Annotated in this window: 16 protein-coding genes; 8 read left to right on the top strand and 8 right to left on the bottom strand. The window is 62.0% G+C overall.

The features are described 5' to 3' along the window. Positions 1 to 44: 44 nt before the first annotated feature. The 4 genes from PARACOCCUSGL_RS0106255 to PARACOCCUSGL_RS0106240 all read left to right on the top strand — a co-directional run bounded on the left by PARACOCCUSGL_RS0106255 (position 45) and on the right by PARACOCCUSGL_RS0106240 (position 4219). On the top strand, positions 45 to 1118 hold the full coding sequence (locus PARACOCCUSGL_RS0106255) for a 4-oxalomesaconate tautomerase (RefSeq protein WP_010394339.1): 1074 nt from the start codon (positions 45 to 47) through the stop codon (positions 1116 to 1118). 61 nt (positions 1119 to 1179) lie between these two features. After that, complete coding sequence (locus tag PARACOCCUSGL_RS0106250) at positions 1180 to 2151, top strand: tripartite tricarboxylate transporter substrate binding protein (protein WP_050804171.1); 972 nt, start codon at positions 1180 to 1182, stop codon at positions 2149 to 2151. Positions 2152 to 2154: 3 nt separating this feature from the next. Beyond that, on the top strand, positions 2155 to 2712 hold the full coding sequence (locus tag PARACOCCUSGL_RS0106245) for a tripartite tricarboxylate transporter TctB family protein (protein WP_010394335.1): 558 nt from the start codon (positions 2155 to 2157) through the stop codon (positions 2710 to 2712). A 1-nt stretch (position 2713) separates the two neighbouring features. Next, positions 2714 to 4219, top strand: coding sequence for a tripartite tricarboxylate transporter permease (locus PARACOCCUSGL_RS0106240; RefSeq protein WP_010394332.1), 1506 nt, complete (start codon positions 2714 to 2716; stop codon positions 4217 to 4219). A gap of 53 nt (positions 4220 to 4272) precedes the next feature. Here PARACOCCUSGL_RS0106240 and PARACOCCUSGL_RS20315 read toward each other — a convergent pair whose 3' ends face one another. The 6 genes from PARACOCCUSGL_RS20315 to PARACOCCUSGL_RS0106210 are packed head-to-tail and all read right to left on the bottom strand — an operon-like array spanning position 4273 to position 11209. Further along, the gene (locus PARACOCCUSGL_RS20315; RefSeq protein WP_138918294.1) at positions 4273 to 5259 is read right to left on the bottom strand and encodes a YncE family protein; all 987 of its coding nucleotides are present in this window, start codon (positions 5257 to 5259) and stop codon (positions 4273 to 4275) included. Between the two features lie 46 nt (positions 5260 to 5305). Further along, positions 5306 to 6265, bottom strand: coding sequence for a siderophore ABC transporter substrate-binding protein (locus PARACOCCUSGL_RS0106230; protein ID WP_010394328.1), 960 nt, complete (start codon positions 6263 to 6265; stop codon positions 5306 to 5308). Then, the gene (locus PARACOCCUSGL_RS0106225) at positions 6262 to 7038 is read right to left on the bottom strand and encodes an ABC transporter ATP-binding protein (protein ID WP_010394326.1); all 777 of its coding nucleotides are present in this window, start codon (positions 7036 to 7038) and stop codon (positions 6262 to 6264) included. Before PARACOCCUSGL_RS0106225 ends, PARACOCCUSGL_RS0106230 begins: the two co-directional genes overlap by 4 nt. Then, positions 7035 to 7985 (bottom strand): iron chelate uptake ABC transporter family permease subunit, encoded by a 951-nt coding sequence (locus PARACOCCUSGL_RS0106220; protein WP_050804170.1) that lies wholly within the window; start codon positions 7983 to 7985, stop codon positions 7035 to 7037. The genes PARACOCCUSGL_RS0106225 and PARACOCCUSGL_RS0106220 overlap by 4 nt, the downstream gene beginning before the upstream one ends. Then, positions 7982 to 8992 (bottom strand): ABC transporter permease, encoded by a 1011-nt coding sequence (locus PARACOCCUSGL_RS0106215; protein ID WP_304412097.1) that lies wholly within the window; start codon positions 8990 to 8992, stop codon positions 7982 to 7984. The genes PARACOCCUSGL_RS0106220 and PARACOCCUSGL_RS0106215 overlap by 4 nt, the downstream gene beginning before the upstream one ends. Positions 8993 to 8995: 3 nt before the next feature. Next, entirely contained in the window at positions 8996 to 11209 is a 2214-nt protein-coding gene (locus PARACOCCUSGL_RS0106210; protein ID WP_010394317.1) for a TonB-dependent siderophore receptor, read from the bottom strand. A gap of 190 nt (positions 11210 to 11399) precedes the next feature. Here PARACOCCUSGL_RS0106210 and PARACOCCUSGL_RS0106205 point away from each other — a divergent pair, with 190 nt between their 5' ends. Together PARACOCCUSGL_RS0106205 and PARACOCCUSGL_RS0106200 are read left to right on the top strand one after the other, a co-directional pair. Beyond that, complete coding sequence (locus tag PARACOCCUSGL_RS0106205; RefSeq protein WP_010394315.1) at positions 11400 to 12044, top strand: TetR/AcrR family transcriptional regulator; 645 nt, start codon at positions 11400 to 11402, stop codon at positions 12042 to 12044. A 136-nt stretch (positions 12045 to 12180) separates the two neighbouring features. Then, complete coding sequence (locus PARACOCCUSGL_RS0106200; protein ID WP_010394313.1) at positions 12181 to 12783, top strand: nitroreductase family protein; 603 nt, start codon at positions 12181 to 12183, stop codon at positions 12781 to 12783. Positions 12784 to 13154: 371 nt separating this feature from the next. On the opposite strand, the gene PARACOCCUSGL_RS0106195 is transcribed toward PARACOCCUSGL_RS0106200, so the two are convergent. After that, positions 13155 to 14063 (bottom strand): GTP-binding protein, encoded by a 909-nt coding sequence (locus tag PARACOCCUSGL_RS0106195; protein WP_010394311.1) that lies wholly within the window; start codon positions 14061 to 14063, stop codon positions 13155 to 13157. A gap of 2 nt (positions 14064 to 14065) precedes the next feature. Next, positions 14066 to 15700 carry an amidohydrolase gene (locus PARACOCCUSGL_RS0106190; RefSeq protein ID WP_010394309.1) on the bottom strand — a complete coding sequence of 545 codons (1635 nt, stop codon included), beginning with the start codon at positions 15698 to 15700 and terminating at the stop codon, positions 14066 to 14068. Positions 15701 to 15757: 57 nt separating this feature from the next. On the opposite strand from PARACOCCUSGL_RS0106190, the gene PARACOCCUSGL_RS0106185 reads away from it, so the two are divergent. Together PARACOCCUSGL_RS0106185 and PARACOCCUSGL_RS0106180 are read left to right on the top strand one after the other, a co-directional pair. After that, entirely contained in the window at positions 15758 to 16750 is a 993-nt protein-coding gene (locus PARACOCCUSGL_RS0106185; protein ID WP_010394307.1) for a LysR family transcriptional regulator, read from the top strand. Positions 16751 to 16854: 104 nt separating this feature from the next. Further along, entirely contained in the window at positions 16855 to 18447 is a 1593-nt protein-coding gene (locus PARACOCCUSGL_RS0106180; RefSeq protein ID WP_029371642.1) for an ABC transporter substrate-binding protein, read from the top strand. Positions 18448 to 18460: the final 13 nt, after the last annotated feature.

Raw genomic sequence — 18460 nt, 5'->3', positions numbered from 1 at the left:
GCTTCTTCGTGAGGTGGACGGTGGCACCTCGGAGGAGAATCAGCGTGGACGATCAGATCCGCATTCCTTGCGTCATGATGCGCGGCGGCACGTCTAAGGGGCCGTTCTTTCTGCGCAGCGACCTGCCCAGCGATCCGCAACAGCGCGATCAGCTGCTGATCGAGATCATGGGCTCGGGCCATCCGTTGCAGATCGACGGGATCGGCGGCGGCAATACCCTTAGCTCCAAAGTCGCGATCATCGGCCCGGCCACGCGCGAAGGGGCGGATGTCGATTACCTGTTTGCACAGGTGAACGTGCTTGAGAGGCTGGTGGACACCGGGCCGAACTGCGGCAACATGCTGTCCGCCGTCGGCGCCTTTGCCATCGAACAGGGCCTTGTTCCGGCCCAGAACGGCGAAACCCGGGTCAAGGTTCACAACGTCAACACCGGCAAGATCATCGAGGCGCGCATCCAGACACCGGGTGGCGAATTGCGTTATCAGGGCGATACCCGGATCGACGGCGTTCCCGGAACAGCCGCACCGGTATATCTGGCATTTCTGGAGGCGATTGGCGCAAAGACCGGCAAGATGCTGCCCTCGGGCACCCCGCATGAGATCATCCACGGCATCCCGGTGTCGCTGATCGACGGCGCGACCCCGGTCGTGATCGCGCGAGCCGAGGCTTTTGGCCTGACCGGTTCGGAAAGCGCGGCGGAACTGGACGGGAATCGCGATTTCATGGCGCGTCTTGAAGAAATCCGGGTCGAGGCCGGCTCCCGGATGGGGCTTGCAGGGGTACGCAACTCGGTCCTGCCAAAGCCAGTGCTGATCGGCGCGCCAAGGAATGGGGGCAGCCTCGCGGTGCGCTATTTCACCCCGCATAGCTGCCACAGCGCGCTTGCGACCACGGGGGCAGTCTCGATTGCGATTGCGGCGACCCTGCCCGACAGCATTGTTGGCGCAGCGCTGTCCGATTTGCGCTATCCGGCTGATCTGACATTTGAACATCCGACCGGTCGCATGAACGTCCGTGTCGAACTGGATGAGGCGGCAGGAGGCAGGCCAGTCGTCTTTGTGACCCGCACCTGCCGCCGCCTTTTCGAGGGTGCCGCGCTCGTGCGCCGCAGGAACTGACAAGCTTGACGGCGTCGAGGAGGCGCTCGCCACCACTCTGAACACAAGGGAGGAATTCAGGATGATGAATTACACACGCCGATTCATGCTGGGCGTTGCCGCAGCGGCCCTGACGCTGACCTCGATGCCCGCGATGGCACAGGACTATCCGTCAAAACCCGTGACGCTGGTCGTCTCTTACGCGGCAGGCGGGGGTACAGATGCCATCGCTCGGATCTTTGCCGCGCGGCTGGAAACCGCGCTTGGGGGCCGGGTGATTGTCGAAAACCGCCCCGGCGCCGCCGCAAACATCGGCACCGATGTCGTCGCCAAGGCCCAGCCCGACGGCTATACGCTGCTGATCGGCAATCAGGGGCCGATGGTCGTGAACCCCCATATCTTCAGGCTGCGCAACGACCCAGCCGAGACGCTGGACCCGATCGCAATGATTGCCGATGCGCAGCTGGTCGTCGTCGCCGGCCCCAGCCTTAAGGTCGACAGCATGCAGGCGCTGCTGGACAAAGCAAGGGAAAGTCAGCTCGTCTATGGCTCGGCCGGCAATGCCTCGGCAAGCCATGTTGCCACCCTTCTTTTGGGCCAGACCGCCGAGGTCAAACTGAAGCATGTCCCCTATAAAGGCGCGGGTCCTGCGATCAACGACCTTCTGGGTGGGCATGTCGATTTCATGGTCACTACGGTCCCCTCGGTCATCGGGCTTATTCAGGACGGCACGCTGAAGGCTTTGGCCGTCACCGGCAAGGATCGTTTCCCCGGCCTGCCCGATGTACCGACCGTGGCCGAGGCCGCGCTGCCCACCTATAGCGCCACGGCCTGGTACGGGTTGCTGGGACCCAAAGGCCTGCCGCAAGAGGTACGCGACAAGCTTGCGGCGGCCACGCAAGAGGCACTTGCCGATCCCGCCTTTATCGAGAGCCTGAACAAGGATGGCGGCGTGCCCTCTGATCTGGTCGGACAGGATTTCGCCGGTTTCATGGCCGCCGAGCGCGCCCGCTGGGGCGAGGTCGTCAAAGCCGCCGATATCAAGGTGGAATAAGCGATGACCCAAGGCCCAGAAACAATCCAGGTCGATCTGCCGGCGCATGAGCCAGCGCAGCCCCTGCCGCCTCTGTCAAGCCCATGGCTCGGTCGTGAACGGCTTGCCGGGCTTAGCCTGATCGGTCTTGGCCTTTTTGCGCTTTACGCCAGCGCCGATCTGCCCTTTGCAAGCGAAAGCGGCGTGGGGTCGGGACTGTTGCCGCGCGCGCTGGCCTTGATCCTGATCGCGCTGGGGTTCGTGCAGATTGCGGTCACCTGGTCTGACAAGCCTGAATCGACCGGGCGCTGGCCGGTCCGCGACATGCTGCCGGTGCTGATCGGGGTGTTTCTGTTCGCAATCACCATCCGCGGCTACCAGTTCGGCACCTTCGAGATCCCTGCGCTAGGTATGGCGGTGGCAACGCCCTTGGCGACATTTCTGTCCGGTCTTGCCGCAAAGGATATGCGCATCGGCGAGCTTGTCGTCTTTAGCGTGATCCTGACCGTCGTTTGCATCGGTCTGTTTCGCTATGCGCTGGGGCTGTCGCTGCCCGTGGCCCCATGGTTGATCGGATACTGACATGATGGCCGTTCTTGAACATCTGGGGCTGGGCCTTGCGGTCGCGTTCACCCTGCAAAACATCCTGTTCTGCTTTATCGGCTGCCTTATCGGCACGCTGGTTGGCGTGCTGCCGGGCGTCGGACCGGTGGCGACAATTTCGATCCTGCTGCCGGTCACGCTGTCGCTTGACCCGACCGGGGCGCTGATCATGCTCGCCGGTATCTATTACGGCGCGCAATACGGCGGCTCGACCACCGCAATCCTTGTCAACATCCCCGGAGAGGCCACCGCGGTCGTGACCGCCATCGACGGGCATGAGATGGCGAAAAACGGCCAGGCCGGGCTGGCGCTGGGACTGGCCGCCATCGGTTCGTTCATCGCGGGCACGGTGGCCACCGTCGTCATCGCTGCGCTTGCAACGCCAATGACGCGGCTGGGCCTGCTGTTCGGGCCGGCCGAGTACTTCTCGCTCATGATCATGGGGCTGGTGCTTGCGGTCGTGCTGGCGCATGGCTCGCTGGTCAAGGCGCTGGCGATGATCGTCGCGGGCGTGCTTTTGTCCTGCGTCGGCGCGGATATGGAAACCGGGCGCGAGCGCATGACCTTTGACATCTACATGCTCAGCGACGGGATCGAATTCACCGTGCTGGCCATGGGCATTTTCGGCTTTGGCGAGATCTTCAAGAACCTTGCCGATCCCGAAAAGCGGGACGTGATGCGCAACAGGATCGGCCGCCTGTTGCCAACGCTGAGAGAGCTGCGTGAGAATTTTGGCGCGATCCTGCGCGGGACCGGTCTCGGCTCGGTTCTGGGCGTGCTGCCGGGCAATGGTGCGATCCTTGCCCCATTCGCCAGCTATGCTTTGGAAAAACGCCTGTCCGACCGGCCTCAGGATTTCGGCTCGGGCGTGCCGCAGGCTGTCTCGGGTCCTGAATCGGCCAATAACGCGGGGGCGCAGACCTCGTTCATTCCGCTGCTGACGCTGGGCATTCCTCCGAATGCTGTCATGGCGCTGATGGTCGGGGCGATGATGATCCAGGGCATCGTGCCGGGACCGCAGGTGATCCAGAACAGCCCCGATCTGTTCTGGGGACTGGTCGCCTCGATGTGGATTGGCAACCTGATGCTTGTTGTGATCAACCTGCCTCTGATCGGGCTGTGGGTAAAGCTGCTGAAGGTGCCTTATCGCCTGCTTTTCCCGGCCATTGTCGCCTTTTGCTGCATCGGTTTGTTCTCGATCTCGAACGACGGGGCACAGGTGATCATGGCGGGGATCATGGGCCTGGTCGGCTTTGCCCTTTACAAGCTGCAGTTCGAGCCTGCGCCGCTGGCCCTCGGCTTTGTCCTGGGCCGGTTGCTTGAGGAAAAGCTGCGTCAGGCGCTGATCATCTCGGACGGAGGCATGGGCACTTTCGTCACCTCGCCCCTGTCGGCGGCACTGCTGCTGATCGCACTGGGGGCGCTGGCGGTCGCCGTTCTGCCCTCGATGCGAAAATCGCGCGAAGAGATATTTACCGAAGCTTAAGATGCCAATACGCGGCCCTGGAAGGGCCGCGTATTCTTACCCGCGAATCCATCCTACAAGGCAAGGCGCACGACACTTTCCACGCCGCCCTTGACTTCGCCCTCAGGCGTCTTGACGGTGACGTAAAGGACGGCGTTCCGCGCATCCAACGCAAGGCTGTTCGGCGCGCCATGCATCAGAACACGGCCCGCCAGTTCAAACGTGTCACTGTCCAGAATGGCCAACGTCCGGTCGCCGCGATTGGTGACATAAATGCGGCGACGTGCCGGGTCATGCAGGACCGCAATCGGCCCGACGCCAACCGGTGCGTGCCGGATCTCGCGCCCGGTCGCCGCCTCAAGCTCAAACAGGCGATTGCCGCGCCCCTTGCGGCGATAGGTCGGCAGGTGCTCTTGCCAGAGCGTATCGAAATACGCATGGCCCTGATCGGTCGCAAATATCCGCCCGCCCGCGGCATCAAGCGCCAGATTAAGCAGCTGGTCCCCCGGCGTCTCGGCCTTTCCGATGATTTTATGCGTCGCGCGGTCCAGCGTGATGATCTGGCCCTGCATGTTCGAGATGAATATCCGCCCCTGCCCTTGATCCAGCGCGATCCCCGTCGCGACGAACCCAAGGCCCGGCACCACCCGCTCTACCGCAAGGGAATGCGTATCAATGACATGCAGCGCGCTGTCCGAGAATGAGACACCCGGCGCGTAAAGCCGGCGTTGCTGTGGATCGGCGATAAGTTCGCGGAAATGATAACCGTCCCCGAACGCGGTCAGAGGGATGATCGCAGTGACGGCACCGGCGGCAATATCAATCACCGTGATCTCTGGTTCGGTGCCGCCGCTTGCATAAAGGCGACCCGCCGCATCATCCAGCGCAAGGCCAAAGCCCTTGCCCGGCAAAGGAATCTCAGCCTCGACCGCAAGCGTGTCGGGGTCAAGGCGCAGGATGCGTGACGACCCCGGGGCCCCTGCAGAGGCGACAAAAACCGCGCCCTGACGCCGAGAGTGGACAATTTCGTAAAGACCCGGCGCAACGGCTTTTTGCAACATCCGGTCCTGCCTTTTGCGGTTTTCGGGACCCTCGCCCGGTGCGGATTTAATGCGCATAGGCGCGGCTTACGTCGTCGATCATGATTTCCAGCGGCGTGATGCTGGCTGCGGTCACATACCAGGCCTCGGGATCGACAAGGATCACCCTGCCCTTTTTCCAGGCGTTGGTTTCACGCAACAGCGGATTGCCGATGGTCTCGGGGTCCAGAACGGACCGATGCTCCATCACCGCGGTTCGATCAATCACGAAAATGATGTCAGGGTTGGTGGCCTGAATGAATTCGCTGGTCACGGGTTGACCATGAACCCCGGTCTCTGCCGCGTCATTGGCAGGTCTGACCCCGAAGGTTTCGAATACGAAACCATAGCGTGAATGCGGGCCAAAGGCGCTGAAAGCACCGTTGTTGTGCATGACGATCAGTGCACGCTCAGGACGGTCGCGGGTCAGGTCGCGCAGGGCGATCAGCTTTGCGTCAAGAGAAGCCAGCCTTTCCTGCGCCCGCCCCTCCTTGCCAAAAATCCGGGCGAGCAGCAGGAAGTGATCCCGCACGACCTCGATATGGCCCGCCCCGCTATCGCGGTAATCGACATCGAAATGCAGGACCGGGGCGATGCGGCTCATCTCGCGGTAATGTTCCGCCTGTAGCGAGGTGATAAGGATCAGGTCCGGGCGCAGGGCATGGATCTTTTCAACATTGGGTTTGACGATAAAGCCCAGATCCGCAACCGCCGGATCTTCCCGGTACTTCGAAAGGAAATGCGGCACATAATCCTTGGCCGTGCCCGCAACCGGCACGCCAAGCTGGTCCAGGAAATCAAGCTCATTCATGTCAAGTGCCGCGACCTTTTCGGGCCGATGCTCGATGCTTGTCGTTCCCAATGCATGTTCGACCTGAATCGGGGCAAAGGGCACAGCCTCGGCGCTGGCAGGACCGGGCAGCAGGATCGCCAGCGCAAGCGCCAGCAAAAGGGGGGCGCCGCAGCGCAGTCGGGGGGATCGGCTCATCCCGCTTCTCCTTTCGGGGTGAAGTAATCGCAAAGCCGGCCATGCGGGCGCGGCAGGATGTGGAAATCAAGGCCATAGAGATCGCGCAGCCCGGCCTCGGTCACCACCTGATCGACCGTGCCCGAGGAATGCAGCCTGCCGTCCTTTAGCGCGATGATCTGGTCAGAATGGTTGGCAGCAAAGTTGATGTCATGGATCACCGCAACGACCGTCCGGCCCAGATCGTCGCAAAGCGAGCGCAGCGCCTGCATGATCCGCAGCGCGTGGCGCATGTCGAGATTGTTCAGCGGCTCATCAAGCAGCAGGCAATCGGTCTGCTGGGCAATCGTCATGGCCAGAAAAGCCATCTGCCGCTGACCTCCACTAAGCTCATCAAGCCGCGCCTTGCGGATTGTATCGAGCGACAGAAATGCAATGGCCTCATCCGTGGCGCGGCGATCCTCGGCGGTCGGACGGCCACGGTTGTGGGGAAAGCGGCCGAAGGCGACCAGTTCCTCGACCGTCAGGCGTAACTCGATGGCGGGGAACTGGCGCAACGTGGCAACGCGCCGGGCATATTCAGCCCGGGAAATGCGGGCAATATCCGCACCGCCAAGCGTGATCCGGCCTGAACCCGGTTCGGCCAGACGCGCAATCAGCATCAGCAGCGTCGATTTCCCCGCGCCGTTCGGCCCGATAATCGAGGTAAGGCTTTGCCTTGGAAACCGCGCAGTGATCCCCGACAGGACGGCGCGCGTACCGTGGCTTTTGCCGATGTCGGTCAGAAGGATCATATCATGCTCCTTTGGCGCAGCATCAGCGCCAGAAACCAGACGCCACAGGCAAGATTGACCAGAATGCCGACCGTGGTGCGATAATCGAACAGGCGTTCGACCATCAGTTGCGCCAGCAGGAACATACCGACAGCGATAGCGCAGCCCATGGGCAGGGTCAGGCGATGACCTGCGCCCGGCGCCAGTGCATAGGCAAGGTTGGCGACGAAAATCCCCATGAAGGCTGTGGGGCCGATCAGACTGGTCGATACCGCGACCAGCACCGCGATCAGCATAAGCAGCCTGCGCACCGCACGACGATGATCAATGCCCAGCGACATCGCCTGATCCCGGCCAAGCGCCAGCACATCAAGGGCCGGCAGCCCGCGCCAGCCCGCCAGACAGATCACGCAGAACAGGATGGTCGAGACAAGCAGACGCCAGGGCTCAACCCGCTCAAACGAGATCTGCGCGGCGGACTGAAAGATCGCGAACTCTCCGGGGCTGATGCGCAACTGGAGGAATTGCGTGACGGTACCGATCACCATGGTCAGGACCAAACCGACCAGCATCAGCATCCACAGGTCCGCCCGCCCATCGCGAAACAGCCAGCGGTCAAGGGTAAGCGAATAGCCCAGCATAAACAGGATCGAGAGCAGGAAGCCCCCGCTGCCGCTCCAGAGGGTCAGGCCTGAGGCCCCGAGCGTCACGACCAGAACCGACTGCAGCAGCAGATAGACTGCCTCATATCCCATGACCGCCGGGGTCAAGATCCGGTTGCCTGCGACAGTCTGAAAACTGATCGAGGAAAGCGCCACGGCGCAGCCTCCGACGATCATCGCAGCAAGCTTCATCAGTCGCCGGGGGATCAGCCAGACCGGGTCAGCCGCAGCGCCTTGCAGGACAAAGGCCAGCGCCAGCAGGGCAAGACCAAACGCAGTCAGGGCAAAAGTCGCGCGCGCCGTCATCGCCTGCCCCACAGGATCAGAAACAGAAACATCAGCCCGCCGACACCGCCGCCCGTCAGACCAACCGGCACCTCGTAGGGCCAGATGATGAGCCGCCCGAGAAGATCACAGATCAAAAGCAGCATCGCCCCACCTGCCGCAATCATTGGCAGCGTGCGGGTCAGGTCATCCCCACGCCAGAGCGAGACCAGATTGGGCACCACCAGCCCGACAAATGGAATCGCCCCGACCGTGATCACCGTCGCCGCCACCGTGGCCGAGACGAGGACAAGCCCAAGGACCACCATCGCGCGATAGCCAAGGCCAAGGCTTGCCGCGACCTCTGCCCCCATGCCGATCAGGGTAAAGCGGCGGGCAAAGACATAGGTCGCGGCGACCACCGGCAGGACCAGCCAGACGACCTCATAGCTGCCCTGCACGACCTTTGAGAAATCGCCCAGCATCCAGCCCTGCATCCCCTGCAGAAAGTTGCGGGAATAGGCATAGAATTCGGCCAATGCGCCCAGCACACTGCCATACATCAGCCCCGCCACCGGCACGAGTACCGTCGCACGCAGCCTTGCGGTAATCACGGCAAAGATCAGGCTGGCAGCAAGGCAGAACGCCATGGCCAGCGCCATACGGACACCCTGCCCCGCCCCGGGCAACAGGGTCAGGGCGACCAGAATGCCCAGCTTGGCTGCCTCCAGCCCGCCGGTGGTCGCGGGTTCGACAAACCGGTTACGCAGGATCTGTTGCAGAACCGCGCCACAGACAGCAAGCCCCGCGCCGGTCAACACCACTGCCGCCAGCCTTGGCAGACGGCTGGCGGTCAAAGTCAGCCATGCCTCACCCGAAAACGTGGTCAGCTGCGCCAGTTCCATCCGCCCTGCCCCGACCATCAGCGACGCAAGGCAAAGGGCGGCAAACAACGCCCCCGGCAGGGCCCGGCCCATACCGCGCCGCCGCCAGGGGCGACAATCGTTACCTGCCCCCGGCCCGGCTGCGGGGGCTACAGGCCTGTCCATGGATCAAAAATCCATACTGGCTGACAAAAGGAAGGTCCGCGGCGCACCATAGCCACCGGCAAGATTGCCACCGGCCCAATAGGCCTTGTCAGTGACGTTCTGGATCGTCGCGCGGACCGTCAAAGGGTTGCCGCCTATTTCGGCCTCATACCGGGCACCGATGTCGAGTACCGTATAGGCGGGCAGCGACAAGGTGTTGTCGTTGCTGGCATAACGCTTGCCCGTATGGTTCAGGGCACCGGTCAGCGTCAGGCCGGGCACCGGGGCAACGTCATATTCCACTCCGAGTTTCGCCATAAAGGCCGGAGTTCCCGCCGCCTTCCTGCCTTCATTCTCTGAAACGCTGGCCTTGGTGATCTTGGCATCGGTATAAGACGCGCCGCCCAGCAGACGCAGACCGGGTGCAACCTCACCAAAGACGTTCAGTTCAATCCCGCGGTTGCGCTGTTCGCCGTAAACGCCATAGACCATGGTCACGGGGTCCAGATAGGCGCTTGGCTTGGTGATCTGAAACAGTGCCAGTGTTGTCGCAAACGCGCCCTGATCCCATTTCCCGCCCAGTTCGACCTGCCGCGTCCGATAGGGGGGCAGGGTCTCACCCGCGTTCACCGCGTTTGCCGGGGCATCCTGCCCGGGGCTCAACCCCTCGATATAGTTGCCATAGAAAGACAGCTGGTCGGTCGCCTTATAGACAAAGGCCAGTGCGGGAGAGGTCCGGCTGGAATCATAGCTCGCGCTTGTCGTGCGAACGCCCGTGGGGCTGATCATCACATTCGAGCTTTCGACGGTCTGATGACGCAGGCCAAGGGTCAGCTGCAACCGGTCGTCAAACAGCTTCATCGTATCGGCAACGCCGATGCTGGTCAGTTTCTGATTGATGATCTGGGTCGGACCGCTGGCATCATAGCCGCTTAGATCCGGGGCATGGCCCCAGTCGGGATTGGCGATATTGGTGGTCGAGGTAATTCCCAGCCGCGCATCCTTATAGGTGTTGCCGGAATCGAAACGGGTCGCGGTAATGGTCCAGTCATGCCCGACCGCACCGGTGATGAAACTGCCGCGCAAGCCCAACTCGGCTGATTCCTGTGTCCCGTCGCGACGCGAACGGATGGCGCTGACCGTCATGTCCCCGGCATTGTTCAGCAGCGTGCTGCTGGTCATCAGCGCGTCATATCCCCCGGTGCGGCGGCCATATGCGGCCCAGGCGGTGATATCGTCGGTAAGATCAACCTCTCCGCGCAGAACAAAGGTCTCGGTCTCATTGGTGTTAAAGGACCACGGCGCGGCCAAGGAATGCTCGCCGCTGCGCGCCTTGGGCAGGGTGGTCACGTCGCTGCCTGCCGAAAGGCCGAAATAGTTCACGCCCTTCATATCCTCGCGCAGCTTGTAATAGTCCAGCGAAGCGCGGGCCCGCTCGCCCCGCCAATCCAGCGCCACCGAACCCATATCGACGCCATGCTTCTGGTTTTCGACCGCAGTATCACCGTCGCGGGTTACCGCATTGACGCGCAGACCCCATTCCTTATTCGCGCCGAACCGACGACCAACATCCGCATGAAGGCCCCACAGGCTGTCCGAACTGTAAGAGGTCGTCACCCGGGTCAGGGGATCGTCGTCCGCGCGTTTGGGAACCAGTGCCACCGCGCCACCCACACTGCCGCCCGGAGGCATCCCGTAAAGGAAGGTCGAAGGCCCCTTTAGCACCTCGACCCGCTCGGCGAATTCGGTGGTGCCGCGCATGTTCGGCGCCATCCCGACCAGCCCCGCAAAGGTCACGTCATCGGCCGAGCTGGAAAAGCCGCGAATCGTATAGGTCTCATAGATATTGCGCTTGTTCGGAACATAGATCGCAGGATCCGTGCCGCCGATAGCCGAACCGATATCCTGCGCCTCGCGGTTGCGCAGATGCTCATCGGTATAGGCGATGGTGCTGTAGGGCGTCTCCATAAAGTCCTTGTTGCCCAGGATACCGACGCCGCTGCCGGCAGCCACCTGACCGCCGGAATAGGCGGGGGCCGTACCACCCTTGGCCCGCAGGACAATGGTGTTCAGCCGGATCGCCGCACCTTCTGCCGGCTCTGCCGCGCCGCTAGGCGCCTCTTGCGCAGCGGCAGCAGTGGAAAACGCAAGCCCGGCCAGCATCGTCGTCACCCACAGCCGGCGGGCGACGGTCCGAACGCGGCCAGTCTCGCCCGGTATCATGTTGGAATTCTTCATGGTCATTGTCCCCGCAGTATTTAGTTGCATATATCTCAACTAAATTCGGAGATGGCCTGTAAACCAACCTACAGAAACAGTCAACTTAATGTTTTGGTCAGATGAAGAGCCCAGATTTGGTTAGAAACGACAGGCGATATGGTCTATGCGCGCCTGCGTGGCCGCCCCATCAAGACCAGAAAGGAACGCCATGAATTCGGACACCCCTGCCGCACCCCGTGGCCGCCCGCCGACCATCACGCGCGAACGTATCGCCAATGCCGGCATCGCCATCGGCCTGCCAGAGCTGACCTTTGTCGGGGTCGCAGCCCGGCTGGGTGTCAGCCACATGGGCCTTTACAAGCATGTCTCGGGGTTGGAAGAGCTGCGCCGCCTGATCGCCGAAGAGATATTTCTGCGCTGGCAGTTTCCCCCGCCTGCCCAAGCGAGGCGCGAGAACCTGCAAACCTATATGACCGGGTTTGCGGAATCGATCTGGCGTCTTGTCGCTGCTCATCCGGGCATCGCCCCCTATCTGCTGCGCGGCGACATGATCACCCCCGCGATGACCGAAAAGATCGTCGCGCATCAGGAGGCGATGATGCTTTCATGCGGGCTGACCTTTGCACAATCCCGCTGGCTGCTGCTGACCATCGCTTTCCATTGCGTCGCCGTCGCCGATACGGTGCTGCCCCGGACCGCACGCGACGCACCAACTGACCCGGATGAAAACCCGATCGACCCCGAGCACCGCGACGGAATTCGCGCCTTGATCATCGGGGCAATGTCCATCCTCGATCAGATCGAGAGCTTTCCCTATCCGGTCGAGGCGACAGCCGGATACCAGAAGGGCTGAAACCCCACAGCTTGCGCCATTTCATGCGGCCTCCCAATATCTGGGGGCCAAGGCTTGCCGCCGCCCGTGATGCGGGGCAGAACTAGGCGGCAATCATCCAGCCTCCCCGGCGGATCTTAGTAAGGTATGATCCATAATGACCAACAAGACCATCGAACTGCTTGCCCAGCGGCGGACCCAATATGCACTTGGAAAGAGCCTGCCCCATTCTCAGGATAAGGTCGAAGCCCTGATCAAACAGGCCATCCGCCTGTCGCCCTCGTCCTTCAATTCGCAAAGCTCGCGCGCTGTCATCCTGTTCGGCGCGGAAAGCGATAAAGTCTGGTCGCTGATCGAGGCAGAGCTGCGCAAGATCGTCCCCGCCGACGCCTTTGCCTCGACCGAGGCCAAGATGAAGGGGTTTGCCGCCGGTGCCGGCACCGTGCTGTTCTATGAAGATCAGGACACGGTCCGCGACCTGCAAGAACGCTTTCCGCTTTATGCGGATGCCTTCCCGGGTTTCTCCAGCAACTCGGCCGGGATGGCCCAGCTGGCAGTCTGGACCGCGCTGGCCGAAGAAGGGATCGGCGCAAGCCTGCAGCACTATAGCCCCATCGCGGATGAGGCTTTGGCGCAGGCCTTCGGCATCCCTTCCAGCTGGAAACTGATCGCCCAGATGCCCTTCGGCTCGAACGAAGCCGCGCCGGATGAAAAGACATTCATCGAGGATGAAAAGCGTTTCGTCACACTGGGCAGGTAAGCCTTAGCGGGGGCGGCTGCCGCCCCCGACTTTCCCCGACGGTTCAGGTGGCCCGCCCCAGCCACCGCATTGCATCACGCTGACCAGCCGTTTGCCGCCGTGATGCAGGACAATTCCTGGCAGCCTCGCATTCCGCCCGCAGCTCATTTCGCGGCACAAATTTCCGGATGTTCCCGAAGGCGGCCAAAGGCAGGTGGTCGCGCACCTCCAGCCGTTCAGGGAAATACTGCCGGTCAAGGCGCTGGCCGGACAGGAAATCCACCGAGGATCGCCGCGACGGAATGAACGCCTTTGCTGAAAAGCGAAAGCCCTTATTTCGCAACCGCTAAGCCGACTTCGGCCAGCAGGGACGGATCATCGCGGCGACATTCTTAAGCCACCGCCAAGCCCAGATCAGCCTCAAGCCGCGCCAAAGCCTTGGCATCGGGCGAGATTGCGACCAGCCGGTTCACCTGCATACCCTCGGGCAGCGCGGCAGGATCAAGCGACAGCGCGCCACCTGCGAGTTGTACAAGAAGGGGGCGCTCGATCCCCGCGCATCGGACATAGCCCTTAAGCCGGTGAACCGCGTGCCGATGCCGTTCGATGATCTCGGCCAGCCGCCCGCGTTCGGGCGCGGGGCCGAGTGTGATGGTGCGGCTGGCAAACAACCTTTGATGATCACGCTCGGGCGCAAGCGCCAAAAGGCTGCGGCCATCATGGGGCGCAGCCAGCGCCTGCATAAAGACCCCATCCAGCGCACGATGCTGGCTTGCCAAAGGGTTCAGCCCGGCAGTCAGCCTTGCCACCCGACGCATGGATGCACGGGAGGCGATATCAGCACGTGACAAAAAGACGGCGTCGGCACCGCGGATCTGGCTTTCCACGACCTTGCCTATCCGCGGGTCAGCCAGTCGTTCGGGCAGCGTTTGCGGGTCAGTCACCGCCACCACCGCCCGACAATCCAGATCCGGCTCGGCCAAAGCAAAGCTCGCCAGCCGCCGGGGTTCAGCAACGCCGCTTGCCTCGATCACCAGCCGGTCGACCTTGTTGCCAAACCGCAGGGCCCGCTCAAAGGCCTCGAACAGCCCACCGCCCATCGTGCAGCAGATGCAGCCGTTGCTAAGCTGGATCGTATCCGCTGAGCGGCGTGAAATCAGTGACACGTCAATCGCTATATCGCCGAAATCATTGACCATGACGAGAATACGCTCTTGCCGCTGTTCAAGCAGGCGGTTCAGCAGCGTCGTCTTGCCCGCACCTAGATAGCCGCAGAGGATATTGACCGGCAAAGGTGCCATGTTCAGAACGAACCCGCCTGAACCGGCTTGCCGCCAAAAATGGTGCCCCAGACCCGGACTTCGCGCAGACTCTCGGGGCCAAGCACATACGGGTCATCCTCAAGCACGGCGAAATCGGCACGTTTGCCGACCTCGACCGAGCCCAGCTCTCCGTCAAGCTTCAGCGTATAGGCGGCACCCAGCGTGATGGCGTTAAGCGCCGCGTCCAACGAGATCCGTTCCGAGCTGCCAAGTTGCCGGCCGCTGTCGGTCAGGCGGTTGATCGCACACCATGCCGTAACCAGCGGTGCCAGCGGCGTGATCGGGGCGTCCGAGTGGATCGCCAGCGGAATCCCCATTTCAAGCGCGCTGGCGCAGGGGTTCATGCGGCAGGCGCGTTCGGGGCCGACGGTCACCTCATAATGTTTGTCGCCAAAGTAATACAGATGATTGGCGAACAGGTTCACGCAGCATTGCAGCGCAGCGATGCGGCGCAACTGGGCGCGGTCGGCCAGTTGGCAGTGCTGCAGGGTGTGGCGGTGATCGGGGCGGAAATGGCCTGAAAGCGCCGCCTCCAGCGCCTCGATCGCGGCAAGGCTTGCGCCGTCACCATTGACGTGGATGTGCATCTGGACACCCTCGCGGTTCAGCTCATCCACCAAGGTGTTCAGCGCCTCGGGGGCGATATTCCAGATGCCGTTGTCGATACCGCTGTGAAAGCCCGGCGCATTCAGTTGCGCGGTAAAGCCCTGAATCGAGCCATCCGTGACAATCTTGACCCCGCCAAGCCGCAGCCGGTCCGTCGAACGCGCCCGCAGCTCTTTTGCGCGCACGGCCACGGCCTCAGGCGGCAAAGACATGGCCGAAAGCATGGGGACCAGCCGCAGCGGATAGCCTTCATCACCCGTCATCGCAAAAAGGTCGGCCAATGTGTCATCCGGCAGTTCGTTCAGAAGGTCGGTCGAAGTCGTAACCCCCGCCCGGCAAGCAGAGCGCGCAAAATTCCAGACAGCCTCGGGATCGCCGCTTAATGAGCGAAAGCTTGCCCCGACCCGGCGCATGACCGGGAACATGGCGCCCATTTCCTGCAACTCGCCGTGCAACGCGCCATCCTCGGTGTGCACAACGCCGGGAATATCGGTGTTCTCGTCATATCCGGCCATTTCCAGTGCGACGCTGTTGGCGGTCAGCAGATGCACGTTCGAATGCAGCACCATGACCGGCCGCGTGGTCGATACGCGGTCAAGATCCAGCCGCGACAACCGGTATCCGGGCACGAAAAGCGGATCGAAGCCCCAGCCGATGATCGGCCCGTCGGCCAGTTCCCCGGCCCGATCACGCAACCGCTCGACCAGCGCATTGGTGCTGCCGATCCCCTTCCACAACCGTCCATCCGGGGCGATGCGGTCGTAATGACCCAGATAGGTGAAGCGCCAGACCGAACCCTCCATCATATGGGCGTGACCTTCGACAAAACCGGGCATCAGTACCTTTTCGGCAAAACGCTCATCATAGCGCAGCTCTCCACGACCGCGCATCTCTTCGGGTCCGCCGACCGCAAGGATGCGCCCGTCACTGGACACCATGACATGCGTGGCCTCGGGCCGGGATGGGTCCATGGTGATGATGCGGCGGGCTGAAAATACGGTCGGGATCATGAAATTTCTCCGTCAGATGCGGCGTTCAGAGCAGATTAGCCGTGACAAAGATCCTGTGTGAAATGCATAATTTCGGGGTATTTCCGCTATTTTGATGAGGGTTCGATGCATTATACGCTGAAACACCTGCACTACATCGAAGCGGCCGAGCGGCACCAATCGATCACTGCCGCAGCCGAGGGGCTGGCAGTTTCGCCCTCATCCATCGCGGCCGCCATCGACCATATCGAGGCACAGCTGGGCCAGCCGATCTTTGCCCGCGTGCCCTCACGCGGGATTGCAGCAACCAGCTTTGGCCGCAAGATCATCGACGAGATCCGCCTTTTGCTGGCAGCGCAGTCGCGTTTCGACGGCAAGATCACCGATCTTGAGCAACGCATCGACGGCACCGCCCGAATCGCCTGTTTCACGCCGCTGGCACCGATCCTGCTGCCGACCATCCTGTGCGAAGTTCGCGAACGTTACCCAAATCTGGCAATCGAGGTGATCGAGGGGAACTGGGAAGAGCTCGCCCGCGCCGTCGATACGGGTGACGCCGATTTCGCCTTTTGCTATGGGATGGCTAACGACATGACCTATCGCTTCCTGCCGCTTTTCGTTGCCCATCCCCATGCAGCGTTGCCCGCGGTTCATCCGCTGGCCAGCGGACGTTTCGTCACGCTGGAACAACTGGCGCCCGAACCGCTGGTGGTGCTGGATCTCGACATGTCGCGGCGCTACCTGATGGAGCTTTTTTCGGCGCGGGGGCTGAAACCGAACGTGGTCTATTCAGCCCGCTCGACCGACATGATGCGGGCGCTGATCGCCGCCGGAATGTGTTACGGGATCTTTAACATCCGCCCAATGAGTAAGCAGACCTATGCCCGGGGCGATCTGGTCCGGCTGCCGCTGGCGGGCGAACATGACGCCCCCCGCGCGGGGGTCCTGACTCGCCGTGACGTACAACTGTCGCCAGTTTGCGAAGCGATTATAGCTACTTGCGAGATGCAGGCGATGCGCGGGGAATTTGACCGCGCCTTTGTGCGGCCCTACCTTCCACAAGATTTCTGAGGAATTCTGGCGCAAAAATGCATTTGCCGGAAAGGCCGCCTATGGCCGATCCATTGGATGCAGCGCCACCACAGAATTTGGCGCGCGACCAACAGGAGATTCAGATGATCCCGAGCCCTGCCTTTTCACGTCGGTTCCTGCTGGCCGGCGCGGTCGCCCTGGCCGCACTTGGCACCGCCCCCTCCATCTCTGCGCAGGAGGCGCAAAGAGGTGGCACGCTGGTCGTGGCCTCGGTGCAAAAACCACGCCACCTGAATGCCGCCGTCCAGTCGGGCATCGCAACCGCCGTCCCCGCCGCACAGATTTTTGCCACATTGCTGCGCTATGGTGAGGATTTCGAGCCTCAGCCCTATCTGGCCGAAAGCTGGTCGTTCAGCGAGGACAGCAAGGTTCTGACCCTAAAGCTGCGCAGCGGCGCGACCTTTCATGACGGTCAGCCGATCACCGCCGAGGACGTGATCTGGTCGCTGGGCGTCGTCAAGGAAAACCACCCGTTTTCAAGCATGCTCGCGCCGGCCGAGACCTTTGAGGCGCCTGACCAGCAGACCGTTGTCATCCGCATGACGCAGCCCCATCCCGCGATCCTGCTGGTGCTGTCATCGGCTTTGACACCGATCATGCCCAAACATGTCTTTGACGACGGGCAGGACATCAAGTCGAACCCGAAAAACAACATGCCCGTCGGCTCGGGCCCTTTCAAGGTAACGGCTTTCGAGCCGGGGCAGCATATCATCCTGGAGCGTCACGATGGCTTTTTCCTCAAAGACAGGCCCTATCTGGATCGGATCGTCATCCGCCAGTATCAGGATCCGAACTCGGCCGTGCTGGCGCTTGAATCGGGCGAGGCGCAGCTTTTCCCGATGCTCGACTCGACCCGACTGATCCGGCGGCTTGAGAAATCCAGCAGCCTGACCATCAGCGATCAGGGTTATGCCGGGATCGGTCCGGTAAACTGGCTCGCCTTCAACACCAAGCACCCCGCCCTGTCCGATGTGCGCGTGCGTCGGGCCATCGCTTACGCCATCGACCGCAATTTCATCACCAAGGCCCTGCATTCAGGCCTGTCCAAACCCGCGATCGAGCCGGTCGTGCGGGACAGTCCCTTCTTTACCGAAGAGGTCGAGCGTTATGACTTTGATCTCGACAAGGCCAAGGCTCTGCTGACCGAGGCAGGCTTTGGCGAAGGGGGGCAGACGCTGAAACTGCGCATCGACTATCTGCCCGACACTGACGAGCAGCAGCGTTCGGTTGCGGAATATGTCAAGGCGGCGCTGGCCAAGGCGGGGGTCGAGGTCTCGGTCCGCGCCTCGCCGGATTTCCCGACCTGGGCACAGCGTGTGTCCTCTTATGATTTCGATATGACGATGGATCTGGTCTTCAACTGGGGCGACCCGGTGATCGGGGTGAACCGGACCTATCTGTGTTCGAACATCCGACAGGGGATCATCTGGTCTAACACCCAGCAATATTGCAACGAAGAGGTCGACCAGCTCCTGAACGCAGCCGGGGACGAACCGGACCTGACCAAGCGCAAACAGCTTTACGCCCAGGCGTTTGGACAGATCACCGCCGACATCCCGATCCATTTCCTTAATGAGATTCCCTATCACACGGTCTGGTCTCAGGCGGTGCAGAACCCGCCCGTCTCGATCTGGGGGGCGATGGGGCCGATGGATGAGGTCTGGCTGAAGCAATAACCGGCAGAGGCAA

Source organism: Paracoccus sp. TRP (assembly GCF_000185925.1).
In the GTDB taxonomy this organism is placed as follows: domain Bacteria; phylum Pseudomonadota; class Alphaproteobacteria; order Rhodobacterales; family Rhodobacteraceae; genus Paracoccus; species Paracoccus kondratievae.
The sequence above is the reverse complement of the archived record's forward strand: the minus strand, read 5'-3'. Positions and strand labels throughout refer to the sequence as shown.

Coding starts and splice junctions, on each gene's coding strand:
- PARACOCCUSGL_RS0106245 (WP_010394335.1), top strand. CDS start 2,155: ATGACCCAAGGCCCAGAAACAATCCAGGTCGATCTGCCGGCGCATGAG.
- PARACOCCUSGL_RS0106200 (WP_010394313.1), top strand. CDS start 12,181: ATGACCAACAAGACCATCGAACTGCTTGCCCAGCGGCGGACCCAATAT.
- PARACOCCUSGL_RS0106195 (WP_010394311.1), bottom strand. CDS start 14,063: ATGGCACCTTTGCCGGTCAATATCCTCTGCGGCTATCTAGGTGCGGGC.
- PARACOCCUSGL_RS20315 (WP_138918294.1), bottom strand. CDS start 5,259: ATGTTGCAAAAAGCCGTTGCGCCGGGTCTTTACGAAATTGTCCACTCT.
- PARACOCCUSGL_RS0106240 (WP_010394332.1), top strand. CDS start 2,714: ATGATGGCCGTTCTTGAACATCTGGGGCTGGGCCTTGCGGTCGCGTTC.
- PARACOCCUSGL_RS0106190 (WP_010394309.1), bottom strand. CDS start 15,700: ATGATCCCGACCGTATTTTCAGCCCGCCGCATCATCACCATGGACCCA.
- PARACOCCUSGL_RS0106215 (WP_304412097.1), bottom strand. CDS start 8,992: ATGGACAGGCCTGTAGCCCCCGCAGCCGGGCCGGGGGCAGGTAACGAT.
- PARACOCCUSGL_RS0106205 (WP_010394315.1), top strand. CDS start 11,400: ATGAATTCGGACACCCCTGCCGCACCCCGTGGCCGCCCGCCGACCATC.
- PARACOCCUSGL_RS0106230 (WP_010394328.1), bottom strand. CDS start 6,265: ATGAGCCGATCCCCCCGACTGCGCTGCGGCGCCCCCCTTTTGCTGGCG.
- PARACOCCUSGL_RS0106220 (WP_050804170.1), bottom strand. CDS start 7,985: ATGACGGCGCGCGCGACTTTTGCCCTGACTGCGTTTGGTCTTGCCCTG.
- PARACOCCUSGL_RS0106225 (WP_010394326.1), bottom strand. CDS start 7,038: ATGATCCTTCTGACCGACATCGGCAAAAGCCACGGTACGCGCGCCGTC.
- PARACOCCUSGL_RS0106180 (WP_029371642.1), top strand. CDS start 16,855: ATGATCCCGAGCCCTGCCTTTTCACGTCGGTTCCTGCTGGCCGGCGCG.
- PARACOCCUSGL_RS0106250 (WP_050804171.1), top strand. CDS start 1,180: ATGATGAATTACACACGCCGATTCATGCTGGGCGTTGCCGCAGCGGCC.
- PARACOCCUSGL_RS0106210 (WP_010394317.1), bottom strand. CDS start 11,209: ATGAAGAATTCCAACATGATACCGGGCGAGACTGGCCGCGTTCGGACC.